This window comes from Pseudonocardia sp. CA-107938 (genome assembly GCF_050936315.1).
In the GTDB taxonomy this organism is placed as follows: domain Bacteria; phylum Actinomycetota; class Actinomycetes; order Mycobacteriales; family Pseudonocardiaceae; genus Pseudonocardia.
Genome location: NZ_JBNJNA010000001.1, coordinates 1,613,951 through 1,633,419, shown reverse-complemented (window position 1 = coordinate 1,633,419; position 19,469 = coordinate 1,613,951). Strand labels below are relative to the sequence as shown.

The window sequence follows — 19,469 nt, the reverse complement described above, 5'->3', positions numbered from 1 at the left end:
CTCGTGGTGCTCCGCCTTCCCGCCCGGCCGTCGCCCGGTGGGGCGATTCCCCCCGCCCCGCCGGGCACCGATCTGCGCGCCCGGATCGTCGCTCTCGCCGCCGACCGAGCGCTGATGGAAGCCGTCGAGGCCGCGTCGCCGACGCTGGCCCACGACGTCGCGAAGGTGGTGCGGGGCGAGCCGGAGAAGCCCAGCCGGCTGCGCCGCACCGCCGTCGCGCTCACCAAGTACGACCTGCGCATGACCGGCCGCGCGACGCCCTTCGGCCTGTTCGCCGGGATCGCCCCGCTGCGGCTCGGGGAGACGCCGATACTGCGCGGCGATCTGCGTGCGCGTCCCGGCACCCGGCCGCATGCGGAGTGGCTCCGGCCGATCGTCCGCCGGTTGGAGAGCGCGCCCGAGGTGCTGGCCGAGTGCACCGTGCGGACGGAGCCCGGGTACATCGTGCGTGACGGGCGGATCCACCTGCCCGAACGGTTCGAGGACGACGGCGAGCAGCGGATCCGCGGTTCGATCCGGCACACGCGGGCCGTCGCGGCAGCGCTGGCCGCGGCCGCCGAGCCGATCGCGTGGAAGGCGCTCGTCGACGTCCTCCGCGACGACCTGCCGCCCGAACAGTTCGACGCGGCCCGCCCGCCGATCGAGGCCCTGCTCCGCACGCTCGTCGAGGTCGGGCTGCTGCTCACCGACCTCGAGCCGCCGCCCGGCTGCCCCGACCCGCTCGGCCACCTCCTGGACCGGCCCGGCGTGCTGCGCCACCCGATCGCCGACCGGCTCGCCGGCATCCGGCACGGCCTGCGGCACTCCGACGCCGCGCCGCCCGATCGGCGACCAGGGCTGCGCCGCGCCGTCGTCACCGACATGGCCGCCCTGCAGGCCGCGTCGAACCCCGTCCAGACCGATCTGCGCATCGACGTCGAGGGCACGCTGCCCCGCGCGGTCGGCAGCGAAGCCGAACGGGCCGCCGCCCTGCTGTGGCGGCTGAGCCGGACCAGCGGCCCGGCGTGGCTGCCCGACTACCACCGCCGGTTCGTGGAGCGCTACGGCACCGACCGCGCCGTCGGGCTCACCGAGCTGCTCGACGAGACCCGCGGGCTCGGCCCACCGGGCGAGCCCGACGCCGCGTCCCCCGACGACTCGGGCCCGCGCTGGCGCTGGCTCGGCGAGCTGCTCGACGGGCGCGGCGAGATCGATCTCGACGACGCCGCGCTCGCGCGGCTCCCCGATCCCGTCCCCGCCGGCGGGCCGCCGTCGATGGAGCTGTGCGTCGAGATACTGGCCACGAGCTGGGACGACCTGGTGGCCGGCCGGTTCCAGCTGGTCGTCGGCGAGAACCTCGGATCAGCACAGGCCGGTTCGACGATCGCGCGGCTGTCCCACCTGCTGCCGGAGCTCGATGACGAGCTCACCCGGCTCGCCGTCGACGGCACCCCGCCCGGCGCGGCGCAGGTCGCGTTTCGCACCCGCTCCCCGCGTGCGGCGAACATCGCGTCGGTGCCGCAGCGCCTCCCGCGGCGCATCCCGGTGGGCGTCGGACCCGCCCCGAACGACGCCACCGACCTCCCGCCGGACGTGCTCGCCGTCGTCGCGACGGCCGAGCGGTTGCACGTCGTCGACTCCCGCAGCGGGGAGCGGATCGTGCCGGTGACCGGCTCGATGCTGAACCCGGGCAGCGGCGAGCTGCCGGCCCGCGCCCGGTTCCTCGTCGACGTCGGGCGGCAGGACCTGCCGCGCTGCGACCCGTGGGAGTGGGGGCCGTTCCGGCACCTGCCGCACCTGCCGCGCGTCCGGTACGGACGGACGGTGCTGATGCCGCAGCGCTGGCTGCCGAGCACCCGGATGCTCGACACGGCCGACGACCGGGATCAGTGGCTGGACGAGGTGCAGCGCTGGCGGGAGCAGTGGCAGGTGCCACGCACCGTCCACGCGGCCGTCTCCGACCAGAAGATGCGCCTCGACCTCGACGACGACCTGCACCTCGAGGTGCTGCGCACGGAGCTGCGTAGCCGTCCCGGGTTGCAGCTCACCGAGGTGTTCCCGGGCAGCGGCGGATGGCTGCACGGGCACGCCGGCGAGGTCGTGGTCCAGTTGCTGGGCACGCCGGCGGCACCGCCGACCGACGCGCTCCCGCAGGCGCGGCCACGGCGCCGCGCGGCCCGCACCGCGCCGCGGACGCCCGGCGGCGAGTGGCTCCACCTCAAGCTCTACGCAGGCCCGGACGCGCTGCGCGAGCTCGCGGCCGGCCGGCTCGCCGAGGTCACCGACCCGGAGGAGCTCACCGTGCACGGCGTGCGCGGCTGGTTCTTCCTGCCCTACCGCGACCCCGACCCGCACCTGCGCGTCCGGTTCGTCGGCGATCCCGCACGGATGTGGCCGACCCTGCTGCCGCGGCTGCACGACTGGACAGCGGAGCTGTACGACGCCGGCCTGCTCGGGCGCTGGACGATCGACAGCTACGACCCCGAGATCGAGCGCTTCGGCGGGCCGGAGCTGCTCCCGGTGGCCGAGCGCGTCTTCCACGCCGACAGCGTGCTGGCGCTGCAGCTGCTCGCGGCCCGACCCACCGATCCGACCGCGGCGCTCAGCGTGCTGGAGCTGCTGCGCCCGCTCGTGCCGACGCCGCGGATCGTCGAGCTGCTCGCGGCCGTCACCCCGGTGACGGCGCGGCGGGCGAGCCCGCGCGACGGCCGGGCCGCCGTGGCCGACGGGCGCCCGCTACCGGCGGCCCTCGCGGCGCGGACCGCAGCCGTCGTCGCCTACCGCGAGGCGCTCGACCGGGCCGGCTGCCCCGTCGACCAGCGGGAACGCATCGGGCTGACGTTGGCGCACCTGCACTGCCTGCGGCTGTTCGGCACCGACCGGGCCGCGGAGCACCGCGTCCTCGCGCTGCTGCACGGCGGGCTGGTGCTGCGGCGCGGACGCGAACGGAGCAGGCGATGACCGACGTGCGCAGCCGCGCGGGCGCCGTCGCGGCGGAGGTGGCCGACCGGCTGGCCATCCCCGATGACGTCGCCGAGCGCGCCCGCCGAGCCGACCGGTCCGGTCGGCGCACCTGGTCCCCGGGCTCGCTGCACGCCGGGCACCCGGGCATCGCCGCCCTGCACGCGACCCTCGGCCGCCCCAGACGGGCCCGCGGGCACCTGGCCGCAGCCGCGCGCAGCGCACCCACGCCGGCGACGGTGCAGGCACTGCTGCCGGCCGCCTTCCTGCACCGGGCCGCGCACGGCGACGGCTACGCGCAGCTCGTGCGGCAGGCCGAGACGGCGACGCTGCTCGCGGCCCGCGCGGCGCTGCAGGACGCGCGGCCCGAGCCCGGGCTGGCGATGGCCGAGTACGACGCCGTGACCGGGCTGTCGGCGCTCGGCCGGCAGCTGCTCGAGCTGAGTGCGGATCCCGCAGCCGACCCCGATGTCCCGGCGGTGCTCGGGCAGGTGCTGGAGCGCCTGGTGCAGATCACGCAGCCGGTCGTCGTGCACGGCGCGGAGGTGCCGGGCTGGTGGTGCAGTCCCGACCGCTACGCGCTGGACCTCGACCGCGAGCGCTATCCCCTCGGCGACCTCAACGTCGGGCTCGCCCACGGTGCCGCCGGACCGCTGGCGCTGCTCGCGATCGCCCGTCTGCAGGGTCTCGACGTCCCCGGCGGCCGCGCGGCGATCGACCGGCTCGCCCGCTGGCTCGTCGGGTGCCGGGCAGCCGGCGACAACGGCCCCACCTGGCCCGGCCGGGTCGACTTCCGCGTCGAGGCCGGACTGCAGCCTCCGCCGCCGCCCACCGGGCGGGCCGCGTGGTGCTACGGGACCGCCGGGGTGGCCCGCGCGCTGCAGCTGGCCGGCGCCGCACTGGACGACCCGGAGCTGACCGCGCTGGCCGTCGACGGCATCCGCGGGGTGCTCGCCGGCGGACCCGAACGCGCCGGACTCACCGACCTGTCCCTCTGCCACGGCGAAGCCGGCCTGCTGCACATCGCGCACCGCATGACCGCAGGCGACCCCGCCTTCGAACCCGCGATCGACGCGCTCACCGAGCGGATCATCGCCCGGTTCGACCCGGCCGTCCCGTTCGGCTTCCGGCACGGCGACCCCGTCACCGACGAGCCCGGCCTGCTGTACGGAGCAGCCGGCATCGCGCTGGCACTGGCCGGCGTCGCACAGCCACCACCCGAGGGGCGCTACGCGTGGGACGCCGTGCTGCTGCTCTCGTGAACGGTCAGCGGGACGCGCGGAAGACGACCGTGCGCAGCATGACGAAGTTGACCGCCGTCGCCGTGCCCTGCGCGACGACCCAGGCCGCGGTGAGGCGGAACGGCATCTCCGGCAGCACCGCCAGCATCAGCGCGTTGACGCCCACGTTCAGCGCGAACGTCGTGGCGTAGAGGAGCACGAAACCGCTGAACCGGCCCTTCGTGGCCTGGAACGTGAAGCGCTTGTTCAGCAGGTACGCGGTGGTGGTGCCGCAGACGAAGCTGATGCCCTTGGCGACGGCGAACCAGCCGCCTCCGGCGACCCCGCCGGTGGTGTGCAGGCCCAGCAGAGCGAGCAGCCCGCCGTAGACGCCGAAGTCGACCAGCGCGCAGAACGCGCCGATCGCGACGAACCTGACCAGCTGCGCGGCGAGACCCATGGGCGCGGGGTCGGCGCTCGGCTCGGCGGTGGCGGTCACCGGATCAGGGTATCGACCACCCGTCCGGCGGTGTGCGAGGAGGGCTTACCGGGCGGCGCGGAGCGTGTCGATCGCAAGACCCGCGACGCGCGTGCCGACCGAGCAGTCGTCGTCGTCACCCGGCACGCGCACCCGCACGATCTGACCGGCCACCGGCTCGACCTCGACGACGCAGACGTCAGCTCGCGGGTTCCGGTAGTGCTGGCCCGGAAACCCGGAGACGTCCTGCATGACCACGACCGTCCCGGTCGGGATGACGACGACCGTCCCCCGCACCACCTCGACCGTCACGCGGCCGGCTCCGTCCGGGCGCTCGAACGCGCAGACCCGGCCGGGTTCGCCGGCCGCCACGGCGGCGCTCTGTCCGTTCCGGGTCAACCCGACGATGCGCTGCTGCTCCGTCGTCAGGAGCAAGCACGGATCGGCGCTCACGACGGAGCGCACTGGGGGCAGTGGTGGCGGCGGAGCCTCGGGTGCGGGTCCGGCACATCCTGCGACGACCGCCGCCATCACGATCACCAGCATCCGCCGCATGACCGGACGCTACGGCCACCGACGGGTCCGGCGTGGCCGAACGGCGGAGGTCGTGCTCGACAGATGTGGACCCCGTCAGGTCTGCGCGCCGCAGAGCCGCAGCGCGCACTCCCGCAGCGCGGCGCGAGCCTCGGCGATGGTGAGGTGGCCGCGCGGCACGACCGATTCAGCGCCGGTTCGAGCAGCAGGGGATGGCGGCGCAGGATCTCCCAGTCGAGGTCGAGGACCCGGACGACGGCGTCGGCGGGCGCCGGCAGATCGAGCCGCGCAGCCGCGAGGTCGGCGAGGCCCTGTGCGCGCGGCTTCGACGAGCGCCGCGATCCGCGCGTCGCGCGAGGAGAAGTGGGCGTAGACGGTCTGTCGGGCGACCCCGGCGGCGACCGCGAAGCCCGGCGTCACCGACCGGGTCGAGGTGCACGGCGTCACGCTGCTGCAGGCCGTCAAGCCGGAGCGAGCCGGCGGGTCAGAAGCTGCGGCCCGCGATGCGGAAGCGGCGCCGCACCCGTAGCGACCCCATCGACAGCGAGCCGTGCACGACGAAGTGCGGGGCATCGGGACGGCGGATCTCCGGCACCCGGCTGACGACGTGGCCCATGCTCGCGACGACGGCGGAGACGTCGGCGGTCGCGCCGTCGGGCACGAGCATCCGCACCGACCCGGCGCCGACCGACAGCTCGACCTCGACGACGGGGTGCGGGTTGATCGCGTCGCAGAAGTCGAGGACGACCGAGCCCATGCCGTTGGCACGCGCAGCCGCGCCGGCACCTGCCACTGCCCGGTGCGCCGGATGCTCGACATGCCCGACCGCAGCACCACGGGCGGCCCGCTGGGGGTCGCGACGACCGCCGAGTGCGGCGACACGATGTCGTCCGCCGGGAGGTCGGCCAGCGGCGGGAGCAGGTCGCGCTCGTACCGGGCCGCGTAGACGATCGCGAGCCGTTCCTCCAGCTCGCTGACGGTGATCCGGCCCTCGCCGAGCGCCTGGTGCAGGCGCTGCGCGGCACGTTCGCGATCCGCGTCGGAGATGCGGATCCCCGGCGGCTTCTCGAACTCCGGCGTCCCCACGCGCCGAGGATAGCCGTCAGACGCCCCGGTAGATTGGCCGCCGATGGCTTCCTCAGAACCAGTCCCGCTGCGCGGCTGGGGCCGCACCGCACCCACGCTCGCCACGGTCACCACGCCGAGGTCCGTCGAGGACGTCGTCGCGACGGTGACGGCGGCCGGCCCGCGCGGCATCATCGCCCGCGGCCTCGGCCGCTCGTACGGCGATCCGGCGCAGAACGCCGGCGGCACCGTCCTGGACATGACGCAGCTGGCGCGGATCCACTCGATCGACCCGGCGTCCGGCGTCGTCGACCTCGACGCCGGCGTCAGCCTCGACACGCTGATGCGGGAGGCGTTGCCGCACGGGCTGTGGGTGCCGGTGCTCCCGGGGACCCGGCAGGTCACGATCGGCGGCGCGATCGCTGCCGACGTGCACGGCAAGAACCACCACACCAAGGGCACGTTCTCCCGGCACGTGCAGTCGTTGGAGCTGGTCACGGCGGACGGCCAGGTGCGCACCCTCACCCCGGAGGGCCCGGAGGCGCCGCTGTTCTGGGCGACCGTCGGCGGCATGGGCCTGACCGGTGTGATCACGCGCGCCGCCGTGAAGCTGCACTCCACGGAGTCGGCGTACTTCGTGGTCGACACCGACCGCACCGACGACCTCGACGGGCTGCTGGAGCTGCTCACCGACGGCTCCGACGACTCCTACGGCTACTCGGCGGCCTGGTTCGACACCACGACGACGGGCAAGCACCTGGGCCGCGCGGTGCTCACCCGCGGCTCGCTGGCCACGCTCGACCAGCTGCCGCCGAACCTGCGCAGCGACCCGCTGAAGTTCGACGCGCCGCAGCTGCTCACCGTGCCGGACGTCTTCCCGAACGGGCTGGCCAACCGCGTCACGCTGCGCGCGTTCAGCGAGCTCTGGTACCGCAAGGCCCCGAAGCGCCGGCACGGGCACGTCGAGAACATCACGGCCTTCTACCACCTGCTCGACGCCGTCGGCGAGTGGAACCGCGTCTACGGCTCGCACGGCTTCCTGCAGTACCAGTTCGTCGTGCCGATGGGCGAGGAGCCGACGATCCGGCGGATCGTCGAGAAGATCGCGCACTCCCCGTACACGTCGGGGCTGAACGTGTTCAAGCGGTTCGGCGAGGCCGGGCCGGCGCCGCTCTCCTTCCCGATCCCGGGTTGGACGATCACCGTCGACTTCCCGGCGGCCGCCCGCGGCCTGAACGCGTTCTGCAACGAGCTGGACGAGCTGGTGCTCGCCGCCGGCGGCCGGCTCTACCTGGCGAAGGAGTCGCGGGCCAGCGCGGAGACGATCCGCGCCGGCTACCCGCGGTTCGAGGAGTGGCGCAAGACCCGCGCCGCCGCCGACCCGCACGGGGTCTTCACGTCCGACTTGGCACGCAGGCTGGAGCTGAACTCGTGATCGATGCCGTTGGCAACCCGCAGAGCATCCTGGTGCTCGGTGGCACGTCGGAGATCGGGCTGGCGGTCGTGGAGGCGTTCGCCTCCGACCGCCCGCTGCGCGTGGTGCTGGCCGCCCGCCCGTCCGAGCGGCTCGATGCGGCCAAGGCGCAGCTGGAGGCGCGCGGTTGCGCCGTGGAGACGCTGCCGTTCGACGCCCTCGCCCTCGACACGCACGCCGACGTCGTCGCGAAGGCGTTCGCCGGCGGCGACATCGACGTGGCCGTCGTCGCGTTCGGGCTGCTCGGCGACAACGAGCAGGCGTGGACGCAGATCGCCAAGGCGGTCGAGCTGGCGCAGGTCAACTACACCGCGCCCGTGTCGATCGGCGTGGCGCTGGCCGAGCGGTTCAAGCAGCAGGGCCACGGTTCGCTGGTCGCGCTGTCGTCCGTGGCCGGTGAGCGGGCGCGCCGCTCCAACTTCGTCTACGGCTCCACCAAGGCCGGCTTCGACGCGTTCTACTCGGGGCTGACCGAGGCGCTGCGCCCGTTCGGCGTGCACGTCGCCGTCGTGCGGCCGTGGTTCGTGAAGTCGAAGATGACCGAGGGCGTCAAGCCGGTCCCGATGGCCACCACGCCGGAGGCCGTGGCCGCGGTCGTGGTGGACGCGGTGCGCACGCGCAAGGAGCTGGTCTGGGCGCCCGGCCCGGCGCGGTGGATCATGAGCGCGCTCCGCCACGTGCCCCGCCCGATCTTCCGCAGGCTCCCGATCTAGGCCACGTCACACACGGAGTGCGGTCCTCACACATGCTGGAACGTGTGCGACGTCCGCACTCGGTGTGTGACGTCGGCGCTCAGCTTCCGTCGAATCGGCGCAGCACCCGCAGCCTGTCCCACGGCAGGTGCGGCATGGCGTAGTAGTCGCCGTCCGCGCCCGCCCGCTCGTACGGCTCCATCCCCGGCACGTACTCGAAGATGAACGCCATGCGGGCGCCGCCGTTGTCGCCGCAGTACGCCCCGTAGCGCTGCAGCGCCCGCCCCACCGTCAGCTCGAACGAGGTGACGCCGGGGATGGCGGCCAGGTCGATCGACGGGTCGAGCTGCACCCGCGCCCCCTCCGGGATCGTCACCGGGGAGCCGCTCATGTTGCAGCCGTCGGTCTTCACCGCGGGATAGCGCAGCTCGGTCCGGGCCGCCATGTCGGTGGAGAAGAACAGCGCGTGCGGGATCTCCCCGTCGGCGATCTCGGTGGCCCGGACGACCGCGCCGAAGCGGGCCAGCCCCGATCCGGTCGACGAGCCGCCCATCGTCTCCCGGCCGTCGCCGTCGACCGGTGCGAGCGCACCCCAGCCGGCCTTCCAGCCGTGCCTGGTGGGCTCGGCCATCCACAGGTTGAACGTCATGCCCGTGCGCTCGTCGAGGACGGCCAGGTGCTTGTCGCTGCCGGGCGGCAGCGGCGTCCCCGCCGGGATCGGCGCCCGCTCGGCACCGAACGGGTCGTCGCCCCACTCGCCCGCGTACTCGAAGTCGACGTCGTGCCGCGGGACGTCACTGCCCGTCGCGACGGTGCGCAGCGTGGTGGCGAACTCGTCGAGGTTCGCGACGTGCACGCCGGTGCCGAGCGCTGCGCCGACGGCGGCGCTGTCCGGGTCCAGCACGGGGTCCGCGGGGATGGGGTCCCACAGCCAGTCGGCCTGCGTGAAGTAGGGCCGATCGGTCCCGGCGAGCCCGACGGCGCGCAGCAATCTGCGGATGTCCACCGGTACAGCCTTCCCCGGGTGGTGGGCGGGGGGACGCACCACCCGGGGAAGGACTTCGCGCGCGCCTACTCGCCGGCTTCGAGGTACCGGTCGCGGATGAACGCGGCCCGGTCCAGGTCTTCAGCGAGCTGGGCGCGGTGGGCGGGACGCCGGCGCTGGGCCTTGACCAGCGCTGCGGCGAGGGTGGACTGCCGGTGCGGGCTCGCCGCGTGGCGGGAGGCCGCGCGGCGGGCCGTCACAGCGGCGACCGGATCGTGCCCCTGAGCAGGGACGACGACGGGGGGCACCACGACGGACGGGACGGGCCGGCGCGCCTCGGGGAGGACGACGACGGGCCGTTCGGGCCGGGCCAGCCGGCGCAGCTGCCGCCGCGACGGCTCCTCCACCAGCCGGTAGATCGCCGCGGCGACGGGCAGCGTGGCGAGCACGACGCCGGCCGCGACGAGGTCGGCGGCGAGCGAGTCGCCGGCGAGCCACGGCACGTATCGCTGCGCCAGCCAGTACACCTCGAACATCGGGATGTGCACGAGGTAGAGCGCGTACGACAGGTACCCGCCGTACACCGCGGGGCGGGACGACAGCAGCACGGCGGGTCCCCGGTCGGCCAGCGCCAGCGCCCCGACGAGCAGCGGGAACAGCGCCATGACGGCACCGCCGCGGCCCTCGCCGTACTCGTCGCCGACGAAGAGGCCGCCGACGATCAGCACCGGCAGCAGTGCCGCGGCGACGGAGGCGCGCCGGTTGATCGCGGAGCCGCCGCGCAGCCTGCGCACGGCGAGGTTCGTCAGCACGCCGGCGCCGAACCCGCACAGGATCCGGACGAGCCAGCTCCACTCGAAGTACGGGTTGCCCGTCCTGAGGTAGGCCCACGTCATCGGGGCCATCAGAGCGAGCGCGCCCAGCATCAGCACGGGCGCCGGCAGCCTGCGGAGGCGGAAGAACACCAGCGCCGCGACGGGGAACAGCAGGTAGGCGAGCCACTCGGCGCTGATCGACCAGGTCGGCCCGACCCAGGATGCGCCGTCGAACATCGGCTGGTCCCACAGCTGCACCATGAACATCTGCGCGACCCACTGGCCGAGGTTCACCTCGGGCTGGACGGCCTGGAAGGCGATGTCGCCGTCGTGGCCGAACACGAGCCGGGCGACCAGCCAGATGCCGAACAGGTTGAACACCAGCACGTACGCGGGCCAGATGCGGCAGGCGCGCGCCCACACGAACCGGGCCGTGGGACCGAGCTGCAGGCTGGGGCCGAGCCGGTCGAGGTACGTGTGCGCGATGACGAACCCGGAGAGCACGAAGAACAGGTCGACGCCCAAGGCGCCCGAGGTGATCAGCGGCCCCAGCACACCGATCACCTCGGCGAGCCCTGGCAACGGCGTGAAGTGGAAGTGGAACAGCACCACCCACGCCGCAGCGACGATCCGCAGCCCCGTGAGTCCGCGCAGCTCGCCGGCGCCCGAGGCGTCGCCTGCGGCCGTGCTGCGGGGGTTGCGGATCGTCACATGCGGCGAACGAGCTTGCGCCGAGCCACGTTGTGGGCCGGCCCGGCTTCGTACCGGGATGCCGAGGTCGGTCACCGACCGTCGACGACGGGCTGGGCCGTCCAGGTGGCGGCACCGCCGGATCGGGCGCCACCGGATCGGGTGGCCCGGTCACGGGACGCGATCCGACCCGCGCGGGAGACCACTCGAATTACACGGATGTCACCCGTAGCGGAGACGCCCGGGGTCAGGGACGGCTACCCCAGCGGTCGTGGTGCAGCACCGTGGAGACCGGCTCGCGCGGCGCGGGCTGGAACGTCTCGCCCGTGTAGTAGGCCGTGGGCAGCAGCACGCCCTGCCGCACCTCCGGCGGGATGCCGAGCAGCTGCGCGACCTCCTTCTCGTAGGCCAGGTGCAGGGTCGTCCACGCGGTGCCGAGGCCACGGGCGCGCGCCGCGAGCTGGTAGCTCCACGCCGCCGGGAGCAGCGAACCCCACATGCCGGCCTGGTTGCCGGGCGGAAGCTCGGGACCCACCGTCAGGCACGCGATGACGAGCACGGGCACGCGGCCCATCACCTCGGCCAGGTAGTCGGCCGAGCTGGAGACCCGGTCCTGGGTGGCCAGCCGCTCCTCGCTGGCGCCCTGCAGGTGCGGCCGCGACGCGCGCGCCTCGCGGTAGGCCGCGTACGACTTCGCGTAGTATTCACCGACACGGGCGCGCAGGTCCGGGTCGGTGACGACGACCCACTGCCAGCCCTGCGAGTTGCCGCCGGTGGGAGCCTGCAGCGAGATGGTGATGCACTCCTCCACCAGCTCCAGTGGCACGGGGCGATCGAGGTCGAGGCGCTTGCGGACCGAACGCGTGGTGGTGAGCAGCTCGTCCGGGGTCAGCGGGAGGGTCATGCCCCCGATCATGCCCTCTCACCCCAGTTCGATCACCCGGTTCGCGAGCTCGGGTTCGAGCAGGAACCGCAGCTGCACGGCGGTCACGGCCGGGGTGGCGACGAGCACGTCCGGACGGCCGGTGAACAGGCCGCGCACCGTCTTGGCGACATCGTCGGGCGACCCGTCGGAAAGCCGGTAGCGGGTGGCGAGCGCGTTGCCCTGCATCGTCCACGTGTCGGTGAGGGCGAAGTACCACTGCGCGGCCAGCAGCGGGTCGATGTGACCGTCGGCCGGCGCGTCGAGGTAGAAGACCAGCCGGGTCCCGGCCTCGGCCTGCACGTCGGCGGCGCGCACGGCCAGCTCCGTCATCGACGGCGGGGCGTCGATCATCGCCTGCTGGGCGCGCTGGTCCACCACGCCCGGGGCGCCGATGCGCAGCTCGCCCGGCAGCGTCGGCAACACCCAGGTCAGGCCGAAGACCTGCGTCGCGGCGACCGCCAGCGCGAGGCCGCCGGCGGCCGCGCGCACCCGCGCCGCGAGCCCGTCCCACGGCGGTGGCGACAGCGCGTGCAGCAGCGCGGCGGCCGCGATGCCGAGCGCGGCGAGCAGCAGGCCGGTCATGAACTTGTAGCCGTAGTAGGTCACCACGCCGCTGGCGTTCAGCTGCGCGACGGCCAGCGCCACCGCGACCCCACCACCGACGAACGGCGCGACGGCCAGCGCGAGCAGGCGCGGACCGCGGCGCGCGGCCCAGACGCACGCGCCCAGGGCGCCGACCGTCGCGGCCGCCACGAGGCCCAGGTTGGGCGCGACGATGCCGCCGACGATGAGGAGCGGGTCGGTGGCGGTGACCCGCATCAGCACCGCCGCCGTGCGGCCCATGCACTCCAGCATGACGACGACGACCGTCAGCGAGGCGATGACCTGGACCCGGTCCCCCCGCCAACGCGGCCGGCGCATCGGCACCAGCAGCGCCAGCGCGGCGGGCGCCGCGACGGCGAGCAGCAGCACCCATCCGGAGGCCACGCCGAGCAGGGCCCCGGCCGCGGCGCCCAGCGGCACCGGGAGGAACACCCGCGGCATGGGCAGCACCACGAGCGCGACGACCACCGTCAGCGCGCAGGCCAGCAGGAAGTTCGAGAACCCCCCGTTCACCGCCTCGGCGCCCGGACCCACCAGGAACGCCGTCGCCACCAGCACCGCGCCGGGGACGGCCAGCGCCGGCCGGCGGCGCGCGGCCGGCAGGGCGCACAGCCCGGCCACCACGACGAGCACCGCACCCAGCACCACCAGCGCGGTGCCGCGGCCGTAGAGCAGGAGCTCGGTGCCGACGTCGCGCCGGGTCGGGCCGACCAGCAGCTCCGCCACGGTCGCGACGAGCGCGTGGAACCCCTCGGGGTAGCTGGTGAACTGCCAGACGCCACCCGACGGCGGCGGCGCCGTCAACCCGTCCACGGTGACGCCGTAGGTGCGCAGCATCGAGTACATGCTGTAGTGCGCGCTGTTGTCCCAGCCCGTCATCAGCAGAGCCAGGGACTGCACCGGCGTCTTCGTGGAGAGGAACGGCTGGTGGAGCAGCACAGCGCCGGCTGCCACGACGGGCAGCGCGACATCGGCCGCCCGGATCCGGGGCACCAGGGCTCTGGCCCGGGCGAGCGGCTGCGGGCCGCACGCGACCCAGGCCGCCAACCCGCCCGCGAGCAGGGCCAGCAGCAGCGTGGCCCGCCCGACCGCACCAACCGGCAGGTCGATCCACCACAGCACCGGCAACCAGCCGGCGACGATCGCGCCCGTGTGGAGGACGCGGCGGGAGAGCTCCCGCGAGCTCGGGACGAGCAGGAGCAGCACCCCCGCCAGCGCGAGGCCGACCGGCCCGTCAGCGAGCCCGGCCAGCCGCACCGCCAGCACCAGCGCGAACGCCACCGCGCCGCAGACCAGGCCGCGGATCGTGTGCTGGTCGGTGGTCGGGAGCTCCAGCCACTGGATGCGCCGTTCCCGCGCGGGCGGCGGCTCGGGCGACTCCGGTTCGGGCTTGCTCGGCTCGGGGGCCGGCCGGGGAGGCGCCGGACGGGGCGAGGGCGGGGGCGGGGCCGGCGGCCGCCGACCTGGCCCGTCCGGGCGCGGCGGGCCGGGCCGCGGACCGTCCGCGGGCGGCCGCCGCGGAGGTGCCGGGGGCCGGCCGTTCGGGCCGGGTGGGCCAGGACGTGCCCGCGGGTCGACGGGACCTCCGGGCCCGGCCGGCGCGCCGGGCCGCATCAACGGCACCCGGGGCGGACCGCACCCGTCATCTCATGGCCCCCTGCCCGGCTCCCACCTGGACCTGCAGGGTATCCACCTGATCAGGAACCGGTGGCGCCGGGCGTGAGCGTGTCCCCGCACGAGGCCAGCGGGGTGGCGCGCTGCGCGGCGTCGGCCGCGAGCGCGACGGCGGCCGCGGCACGCAGTCGGTCGAGGGCCCCGGGGTCGGTCAGCGCGTCGCGCCGCACCCAGTTGGCGCCGTTGTTCGGCGTCGGGGCGATCTCGACGTAGTCGGCCTGGAAGCGCGGATCGCCGTCGAAGCCCATGAACGGGCGGAACTCGCCGTGCGCCTTCAGGAACGTGGGCCGCACCTGTTCCAGGATGTAGTCGCGGATGCCGGCGGTGTCCTTCGCCCGCCAGAACCGGGCCATGACGGGCTCGGCGAGGCCGCCGCCGTCGGTGACGATCGAGGTGCCGACGAGCGCGGTGCCGCCCAGTTCCGGCGCGAACAGGGTGCCCGAGGTGCGCCCCAGCGCCTGCAGGTACGCGTTGAACTCGTGCGCCGAGTTGACGACGATCAGGCACATCGGGGCCGTCGGCTTGGCGCGGAACTCGCGCATGGCGCCGTCCCAGCCGGTCGCGGACAGCACGATCGCGACCGCGCCCATCACCCCGACGACGATGCGGCCGCGCCAGCGCAGCCCGCCGACCACCTCGACCGCGGACAGCGCCACGACGAGCGCACCGAGCGCCCAGACCGGGGCGGCGAAGCGGTACTGCTCCATCCAGTCCGGCACGAGGATGCCGAACGCGGCCAGCGCCAGCGCCAGCGGCACGAGCAGCACGACCAGGCCGTTCCGGGCGGGCCCGGCCAGCGCCACTCCGACCAGCACCACCCCGACGAGCACACCCAGCCAGCCCGCGTACCCGACGAGCTGGGTGACCTTGGCGAAACTCTCCGCCGTGGGGAGGCCCTGCGACTTCGCGACGGCGGTGGTGGGCAGCAGCTCGCCGAACGTGGTGATGCGCCAGAGCAGGTAGGCCCCCGACGGCACGGCGAAGGCCACCAGCGACGCGACGAGCGCGCCGATCGTCGGCAGGATCCGCCCGCGGCCGACCAGCAGCACCGCGAGGGGGTAGGCGCCGGCGTAGATCAGGCCCTCCGGCCGGGTCAGCGCGGCCAGCGCGGCGAGCAGGCCGCACAGCACGGCGGGCAGCCAGGTGTTCAACGCCCCGCGCGCCTGCGCCCGCACCATCACGGCCGCCGCCGTGACCACGGCGAACACCAGCAGCGAGTTCTCCAACCCGGAGACGCACCAGATCACGAACGAGGGGATCGCCGCGAGGATGCAGCCGCCGAGCAGCGTGACCAGCGCGGGACGGCGCGACACCGCCGACGCGGCCGCGTGGAACGCGACGAGGGTCCCGGTGACGAGCAGCGTCGCGAGCGTCTTCGGATAGGCCACGTAGTCGGGCACGCCGAACCACGTGCCGTGATCGAACAGGCCCAGCCAGTGCCCGACGACGAGCAGCGCCAGCCACGCCGGGTCGGAGAAGCCCTCCACGGGCGGCTGGCCCGGCTGCAGCACCGGCCCGAGCCCGTTGGCGACCGAGCGCGCGTAGGCGAACGTGATGCCGGCGTCGTCGATCTCCCAGCTGCCGTACTGGCCGGCGTGCCAGACGAACAGGGCCGCCGGCACGAGCACGCCGAAGAGGGCGAGCGCGGTGCGCAGGATCCATGCCCGGGTGGGCCGCCAGCGACGCACATCCGGCCAGGCCGGACGCGCCCGGCGAGCGGCTCGGGGCGTTTCGGACAGCTCGGCAGGGGCCACGTCTGGCGGAGAAGCCACGGTATCTGTCACGCGCGGACACGGGTCGGTTGCAGGCCAATCACGAGGCGTGAGCGTATCTGCGGGTCGCGTGCCGGCCGACCCGAGGTGCGGCGATACATTGGCGCCGCTCAGGCGGCTGCAAGGAGGGGGATCGCCGATGCCGGAGGCGCTCGGTGATCCCGTGCTGCTGGTGTACGCGGCGCTCACACTGGTCCCCGGCCTGGCACTCGCCGCCGCCGCGGGGCTGCGCGGCTGGCTGCTCGCCGCGCTCGCGCCGCTGCTGACCTACGGGCTGGTCGGGGCGGCCGCGCCGGTGCTGCCGATGCTGGGGATCCGCTGGTCGCCCACGTCGTTCGGGGTGCTGACCGCGCTCGCGGCGGCGGTCGCGCTCCTGCTGCGGGTGGTGGCGCGCCGCCGGCGTCCGGCAGGCGAGCGGGCCGAGCTGCCCGCGTGGACGCCGCTGCACCACGTCGGCGTCGCGATCGGGGTGCTGGTGGCGTCGGTCGTCGGGATCGCGGTGGCGTGGGGCGCGACCCGCGGGTTCACCGCAGTGCCCCAGATCTGGGACGCGATGTTCCACGCCAACGCCACGCGGTTCATCGCCGAGACCGGCCGGTCCGACCCCTCCGCGCTGGCGACGGTCAGCTCCCGGCCCGAGGCCGGCTTCTACTACCCGAACGCCTACCACGCGCTCGCCGCCACCGTCGTGCTCCTGACCGGCGCCGACGTGCCGACGGTGCTGGACGCGAGCACTGCGCTCGCGCCGGGCCTGCTCGCGCTGGGCATGGCGGGGATGGTGCGGCGGCTCGGCGGACGGCCGGCGCTGGCCGCGGCCGCGGCGATGCTGTCCGCCGCGTTCACGGCGTTCCCGTACGACCTGCTGCCGTGGGGCACGCTGCTGCCGTTCATCGTCGCGGTGGCGCTGCTGCCGGCGTTCCTGGCCGCGGCCGCGACCGCGCTGGACGGCACCGGCGCACCGGTCGCCGTGCCCGTGCTGCTCGGCATCGGCGGCATCGGCCTGCTCGCGCTGCACCCCAGCGGTGCCGTCACCGCGGTGCTGCTCGCCGCGGCGCTGGTGCTGGACCGCTGGGTGCGCCGCCGGCCCCGGATGACCGACCTGCGCGCCGCCGGCGTCACGGTGCTCTCCGCGGCGGTGCTGGGTGCGCCGCTGCTGGCCGCGTCGGTCGCCGCCGCCGCCGGGCCGGCCTACGACTGGCCGGCCAACGCCCGACCGGCGCAGGTGCTCGGCGAGCTGCTGTTCCTCTCCCACGCCCAGGAGTTCCCGCAGTGGTGGCTCGTCGCGCTGATGCTGGCGGGGCTCGTCGGGGTGCGCCGGCTGCGGCCGGTGCTGTGGTTCCTCGGCGTGGCCGCGGTGTTCGCCGCGTTGTTCGTGCTCACCGCGAGCTACGAGGGCACAATCGTCGCCGTCCTGACGCGCCCCTGGTGGAACGACCGCTGGCGCTTCGCCGCGATCTGGACGCTCGGCGCGATCGTGCTGGCCGCCGGCGGCGTCGTCACGCTGCGGGACGGCCTGATGGCCGTGCTGCAGCGCTTCACCCCGCGCGAGGAGCGGGCCCGGCTCGCCGTCTCGGCCGTCGCGCTCACCCTCGTGCTGGCCGCCGTCACGTTTCTGACCAGCGGCTTCTACCACGTCCGCAACGCGTCGCGGATGGCGGAAGGCTTCACCGACGGGCCGTCGCTGTCCCGTGACGAGGAGCAGGCCGTCAAGGTGCTGGCCGGGCTCGCGCCACCCGGCTCGCTCGTCATGAACGACCCGTACGACGGCTCGTCGATGATGTGGGCCGTCGCCGGCGTGCACCCGGTGTTCGCCACCCCGGTGATCAAGCTCCTGGAGCTGCCGGTGATGGACCCCGATCGGCGGCTGCTCTTCACCTCGTTCAACCAGCTCGACACCAACCCGGACGTGCGGCGCGCGGTGGAGAAGCTCGACGTCCAGTACGTGTTCGTCGGCACCGGCCTGATCCCGCCCGCGGACGGCCCGCCGGACGGGATGCTGAACCTGGACAGGGTGCGCTCGCTGGAACGCGTCTACACCAGCGCCGAGGCGACGATCTACCGCGTCGGCCCGGCCCCCGCCCCCGGCCGCAGCTGACGCTACGGGCGGCGCACCTTGAACCGCAGGTGCAGCACCCGCTCGCCCTGCACGACCACGTGCGGGTCCTCCAGCAGGTGCTGCCCGTCGATGCTGCCGAAGTAGCGCTTGCCGGAGCCGAACACCACGGGCACCACGTCCATCGCGACCTCGTCGACGAGCCCGGCCGCGAGTACCTGGCCGCCGACCTCGCCGGCGTTCACCGCGATCGTCCGGTCCCCGGCCAGCTCCTGCGCCTTCGCGATCGCCGCGTGCACGTCGTCGACGAAGTGGAACGACGCCTCGGGGTGCCAGCCCTCGGGCTTCGGCCGGTGCGAGACCACGACCACGTGGTCACCTGCGGGCTGGCGTCCCTCCCACCCGTTCATCAGGTCGAAGAAGTGCCGGCCCATGACGATCACGCCGATCGAGTCCCACATCGGCCGCACGACCTCCGCGGACGCCGCCGACACCCGGAAGCCGCTCCCAGTGCCGGAGTGGTCGTACTGGTCGTCGTCGACCTCGCGCAGCGGCGTGTCGCCGCTGAAGTACCACTCGTGCAACGGGCCGACGTCGTCCTCCGCGTCCGCGATGAACCCGTCCACCGACACCACGTCGTGCATGATCACCGTGCCCACAGCGCCTCCTCACCTCTGCTCGCCCGATCATGGCGCCCTGCGGGGAGGCCCGGCTTGTAGGAAATCAATCAGCGGGGATCGGCGGGAAGGCCTGCCCGGGGAACCGCCGCCGCAGCGCCAGGTACTGCGCCGGGGTGCGGCCGGTGAAGTCCTTGAACTCCTTGCTCAGGTGCGCCTGGTCGAAGTAGCCGGCGGTCTGGGCGAGCGCCGACCAGTCGACCGGCCCCACCGCGTCCACGGAGAGGATCAGGCGCGAGAACCGGTAGATCCGCGCCACCCGCTTCGGGGTGATCCCGACGTGTGACCGGAACTGCCTGGCCAAGTGCGTGTGGCTCACCCCGGCCGACCCGGTCAGCGTCCCGACCGGGACCGCGCCGTGTGCGCCGGCCAGTCGCTCCCCGACGTGGCGGACCAGGTCCAGGCCACGCGGCAGGGCCAGCCGCGATCGCAGCTCCGCTTCCACCGCGAGCAGGGCGTCGGCGGCGGCGGTGAGCGCACCGATCTGGTTGCGGATCCGGTCCAGCGACCGCCGCCAGACGGCGTCGACCGGCACCCAGCGGTCGCGCAGCTCGGACGCCGGCACGTCGACGAACGGGGCCAACCCCCACGGCTTGAAGTGCACACCCACGAGCCGGATGCGCGCCGGGTACTCGACCAGGAACCGCCTCGTCCACATGCCCATGAACCAGCCGTCGGTGAGCACCGCCGACGGGACCGCCGGGTCGGAGTCGTCCAGGCCGACCTGCCCGTCCAGGTTGAGGAACAGGTGCGCCGACGGCATCGGCGGCACGCTCATCCGGCGCTGCGCCGGCACGCCCGTCAGGCAGTAGATGTCGTCGACGTACCGGTCGAGCGGCGGCGCAGGCACCCGACCGACGTAGTCCATGCCA

General features: G+C 74.5%; 16 protein-coding genes and 1 pseudogene. 6 read left to right on the top strand and 11 right to left on the bottom strand.

The window, feature by feature from the left end; all coding sequences use genetic code 11:
• Positions 1 to 6 precede the first annotated feature (6 nt).
• Together ACQEVB_RS08070 and ACQEVB_RS08065 are read left to right on the top strand one after the other, a co-directional pair.
• A complete protein-coding gene (locus ACQEVB_RS08070; protein WP_432966996.1) occupies positions 7 to 2,940 on the top strand; it encodes a lantibiotic dehydratase in 2,934 nt (977 codons plus the stop codon).
• Positions 2,937 to 4,202: a lanthionine synthetase C family protein gene (locus ACQEVB_RS08065; protein WP_432966994.1), complete on the top strand. Its 1,266-nt coding sequence runs from the start codon at positions 2,937 to 2,939 to the stop codon at positions 4,200 to 4,202. Before ACQEVB_RS08070 ends, ACQEVB_RS08065 begins: the two co-directional genes overlap by 4 nt.
• 4 nt (positions 4,203 to 4,206) lie before the next feature.
• Here ACQEVB_RS08065 and ACQEVB_RS08060 read toward each other — a convergent pair whose 3' ends face one another.
• The 3 genes from ACQEVB_RS08060 to ACQEVB_RS08050 form a co-directional block, all read right to left on the bottom strand.
• Complete coding sequence (locus tag ACQEVB_RS08060) at positions 4,207 to 4,659, bottom strand: GtrA family protein (RefSeq protein ID WP_432966993.1); 453 nt, start codon at positions 4,657 to 4,659, stop codon at positions 4,207 to 4,209.
• Between the two features lie 45 nt (positions 4,660 to 4,704).
• Positions 4,705 to 5,193 carry a DUF3558 family protein gene (locus ACQEVB_RS08055; RefSeq protein WP_432966991.1) on the bottom strand — a complete coding sequence of 163 codons (489 nt, stop codon included), beginning with the start codon at positions 5,191 to 5,193 and terminating at the stop codon, positions 4,705 to 4,707.
• Between the two features lie 463 nt (positions 5,194 to 5,656).
• Positions 5,657 to 5,929, bottom strand: coding sequence for a hypothetical protein (locus tag ACQEVB_RS08050; RefSeq protein ID WP_432980731.1), 273 nt, complete (start codon positions 5,927 to 5,929; stop codon positions 5,657 to 5,659).
• A 51-nt stretch (positions 5,930 to 5,980) separates the two neighbouring features.
• Between ACQEVB_RS08050 and ACQEVB_RS08045 the strand changes: the two genes are divergently transcribed.
• The gene (locus tag ACQEVB_RS08045; protein WP_432980728.1) at positions 5,981 to 6,118 is read left to right on the top strand and encodes a hypothetical protein; all 138 of its coding nucleotides are present in this window, start codon (positions 5,981 to 5,983) and stop codon (positions 6,116 to 6,118) included.
• Positions 6,119 to 6,126: 8 nt separating this feature from the next.
• Here ACQEVB_RS08045 and ACQEVB_RS08040 read toward each other — a convergent pair.
• A pseudogene (locus tag ACQEVB_RS08040) lies at positions 6,127 to 6,258 on the bottom strand (DUF1707 SHOCT-like domain-containing protein); the annotation flags it as partial.
• 43 nt (positions 6,259 to 6,301) lie between these two features.
• Here ACQEVB_RS08040 and ACQEVB_RS08035 point away from each other — a divergent pair.
• Together ACQEVB_RS08035 and ACQEVB_RS08030 are read left to right on the top strand one after the other, a co-directional pair.
• Positions 6,302 to 7,672 carry an FAD-binding protein gene (locus tag ACQEVB_RS08035; protein ID WP_432966989.1) on the top strand — a complete coding sequence of 457 codons (1,371 nt, stop codon included), beginning with the start codon at positions 6,302 to 6,304 and terminating at the stop codon, positions 7,670 to 7,672.
• The gene (locus tag ACQEVB_RS08030; protein ID WP_432966987.1) at positions 7,669 to 8,424 is read left to right on the top strand and encodes a decaprenylphospho-beta-D-erythro-pentofuranosid-2-ulose 2-reductase; all 756 of its coding nucleotides are present in this window, start codon (positions 7,669 to 7,671) and stop codon (positions 8,422 to 8,424) included. The genes ACQEVB_RS08035 and ACQEVB_RS08030 overlap by 4 nt, the downstream gene beginning before the upstream one ends.
• Before the next feature lie 79 nt (positions 8,425 to 8,503).
• On the opposite strand, the gene ACQEVB_RS08025 is transcribed toward ACQEVB_RS08030, so the two are convergent.
• From ACQEVB_RS08025 to ACQEVB_RS08005, 5 genes are all read right to left on the bottom strand, one after another.
• A complete protein-coding gene (locus ACQEVB_RS08025; protein ID WP_432966985.1) occupies positions 8,504 to 9,409 on the bottom strand; it encodes a hypothetical protein in 906 nt (301 codons plus the stop codon).
• A 65-nt stretch (positions 9,410 to 9,474) separates the two neighbouring features.
• Positions 9,475 to 10,914, bottom strand: coding sequence for an acyltransferase family protein (locus tag ACQEVB_RS08020; RefSeq protein WP_432966983.1), 1,440 nt, complete (start codon positions 10,912 to 10,914; stop codon positions 9,475 to 9,477).
• A gap of 226 nt (positions 10,915 to 11,140) precedes the next feature.
• Entirely contained in the window at positions 11,141 to 11,797 is a 657-nt protein-coding gene (locus ACQEVB_RS08015) for a nitroreductase family protein (RefSeq protein WP_432966981.1), read from the bottom strand.
• Positions 11,798 to 11,815: 18 nt separating this feature from the next.
• Positions 11,816 to 14,035: a hypothetical protein gene (locus ACQEVB_RS08010; RefSeq protein WP_432966979.1), complete on the bottom strand. Its 2,220-nt coding sequence runs from the start codon at positions 14,033 to 14,035 to the stop codon at positions 11,816 to 11,818.
• An 83-nt stretch (positions 14,036 to 14,118) separates the two neighbouring features.
• A complete protein-coding gene (locus ACQEVB_RS08005; RefSeq protein ID WP_432966977.1) occupies positions 14,119 to 15,783 on the bottom strand; it encodes a hypothetical protein in 1,665 nt (554 codons plus the stop codon).
• Between the two features lie 223 nt (positions 15,784 to 16,006).
• Here ACQEVB_RS08005 and ACQEVB_RS08000 point away from each other — a divergent pair, with 223 nt between their 5' ends.
• Entirely contained in the window at positions 16,007 to 17,962 is a 1,956-nt protein-coding gene (locus tag ACQEVB_RS08000) for a DUF6541 family protein (RefSeq protein WP_432966975.1), read from the top strand.
• Positions 17,963 to 17,964: 2 nt separating this feature from the next.
• Here ACQEVB_RS08000 and ACQEVB_RS07995 read toward each other — a convergent pair whose 3' ends face one another.
• Both ACQEVB_RS07995 and ACQEVB_RS07990 read right to left on the bottom strand, forming a co-directional pair.
• Positions 17,965 to 18,579: a dihydrofolate reductase family protein gene (locus ACQEVB_RS07995; RefSeq protein ID WP_432966973.1), complete on the bottom strand. Its 615-nt coding sequence runs from the start codon at positions 18,577 to 18,579 to the stop codon at positions 17,965 to 17,967.
• A gap of 64 nt (positions 18,580 to 18,643) precedes the next feature.
• Entirely contained in the window at positions 18,644 to 19,465 is an 822-nt protein-coding gene (locus ACQEVB_RS07990; protein ID WP_432966971.1) for a DUF6597 domain-containing transcriptional factor, read from the bottom strand.
• Positions 19,466 to 19,469 lie beyond the last annotated feature (4 nt).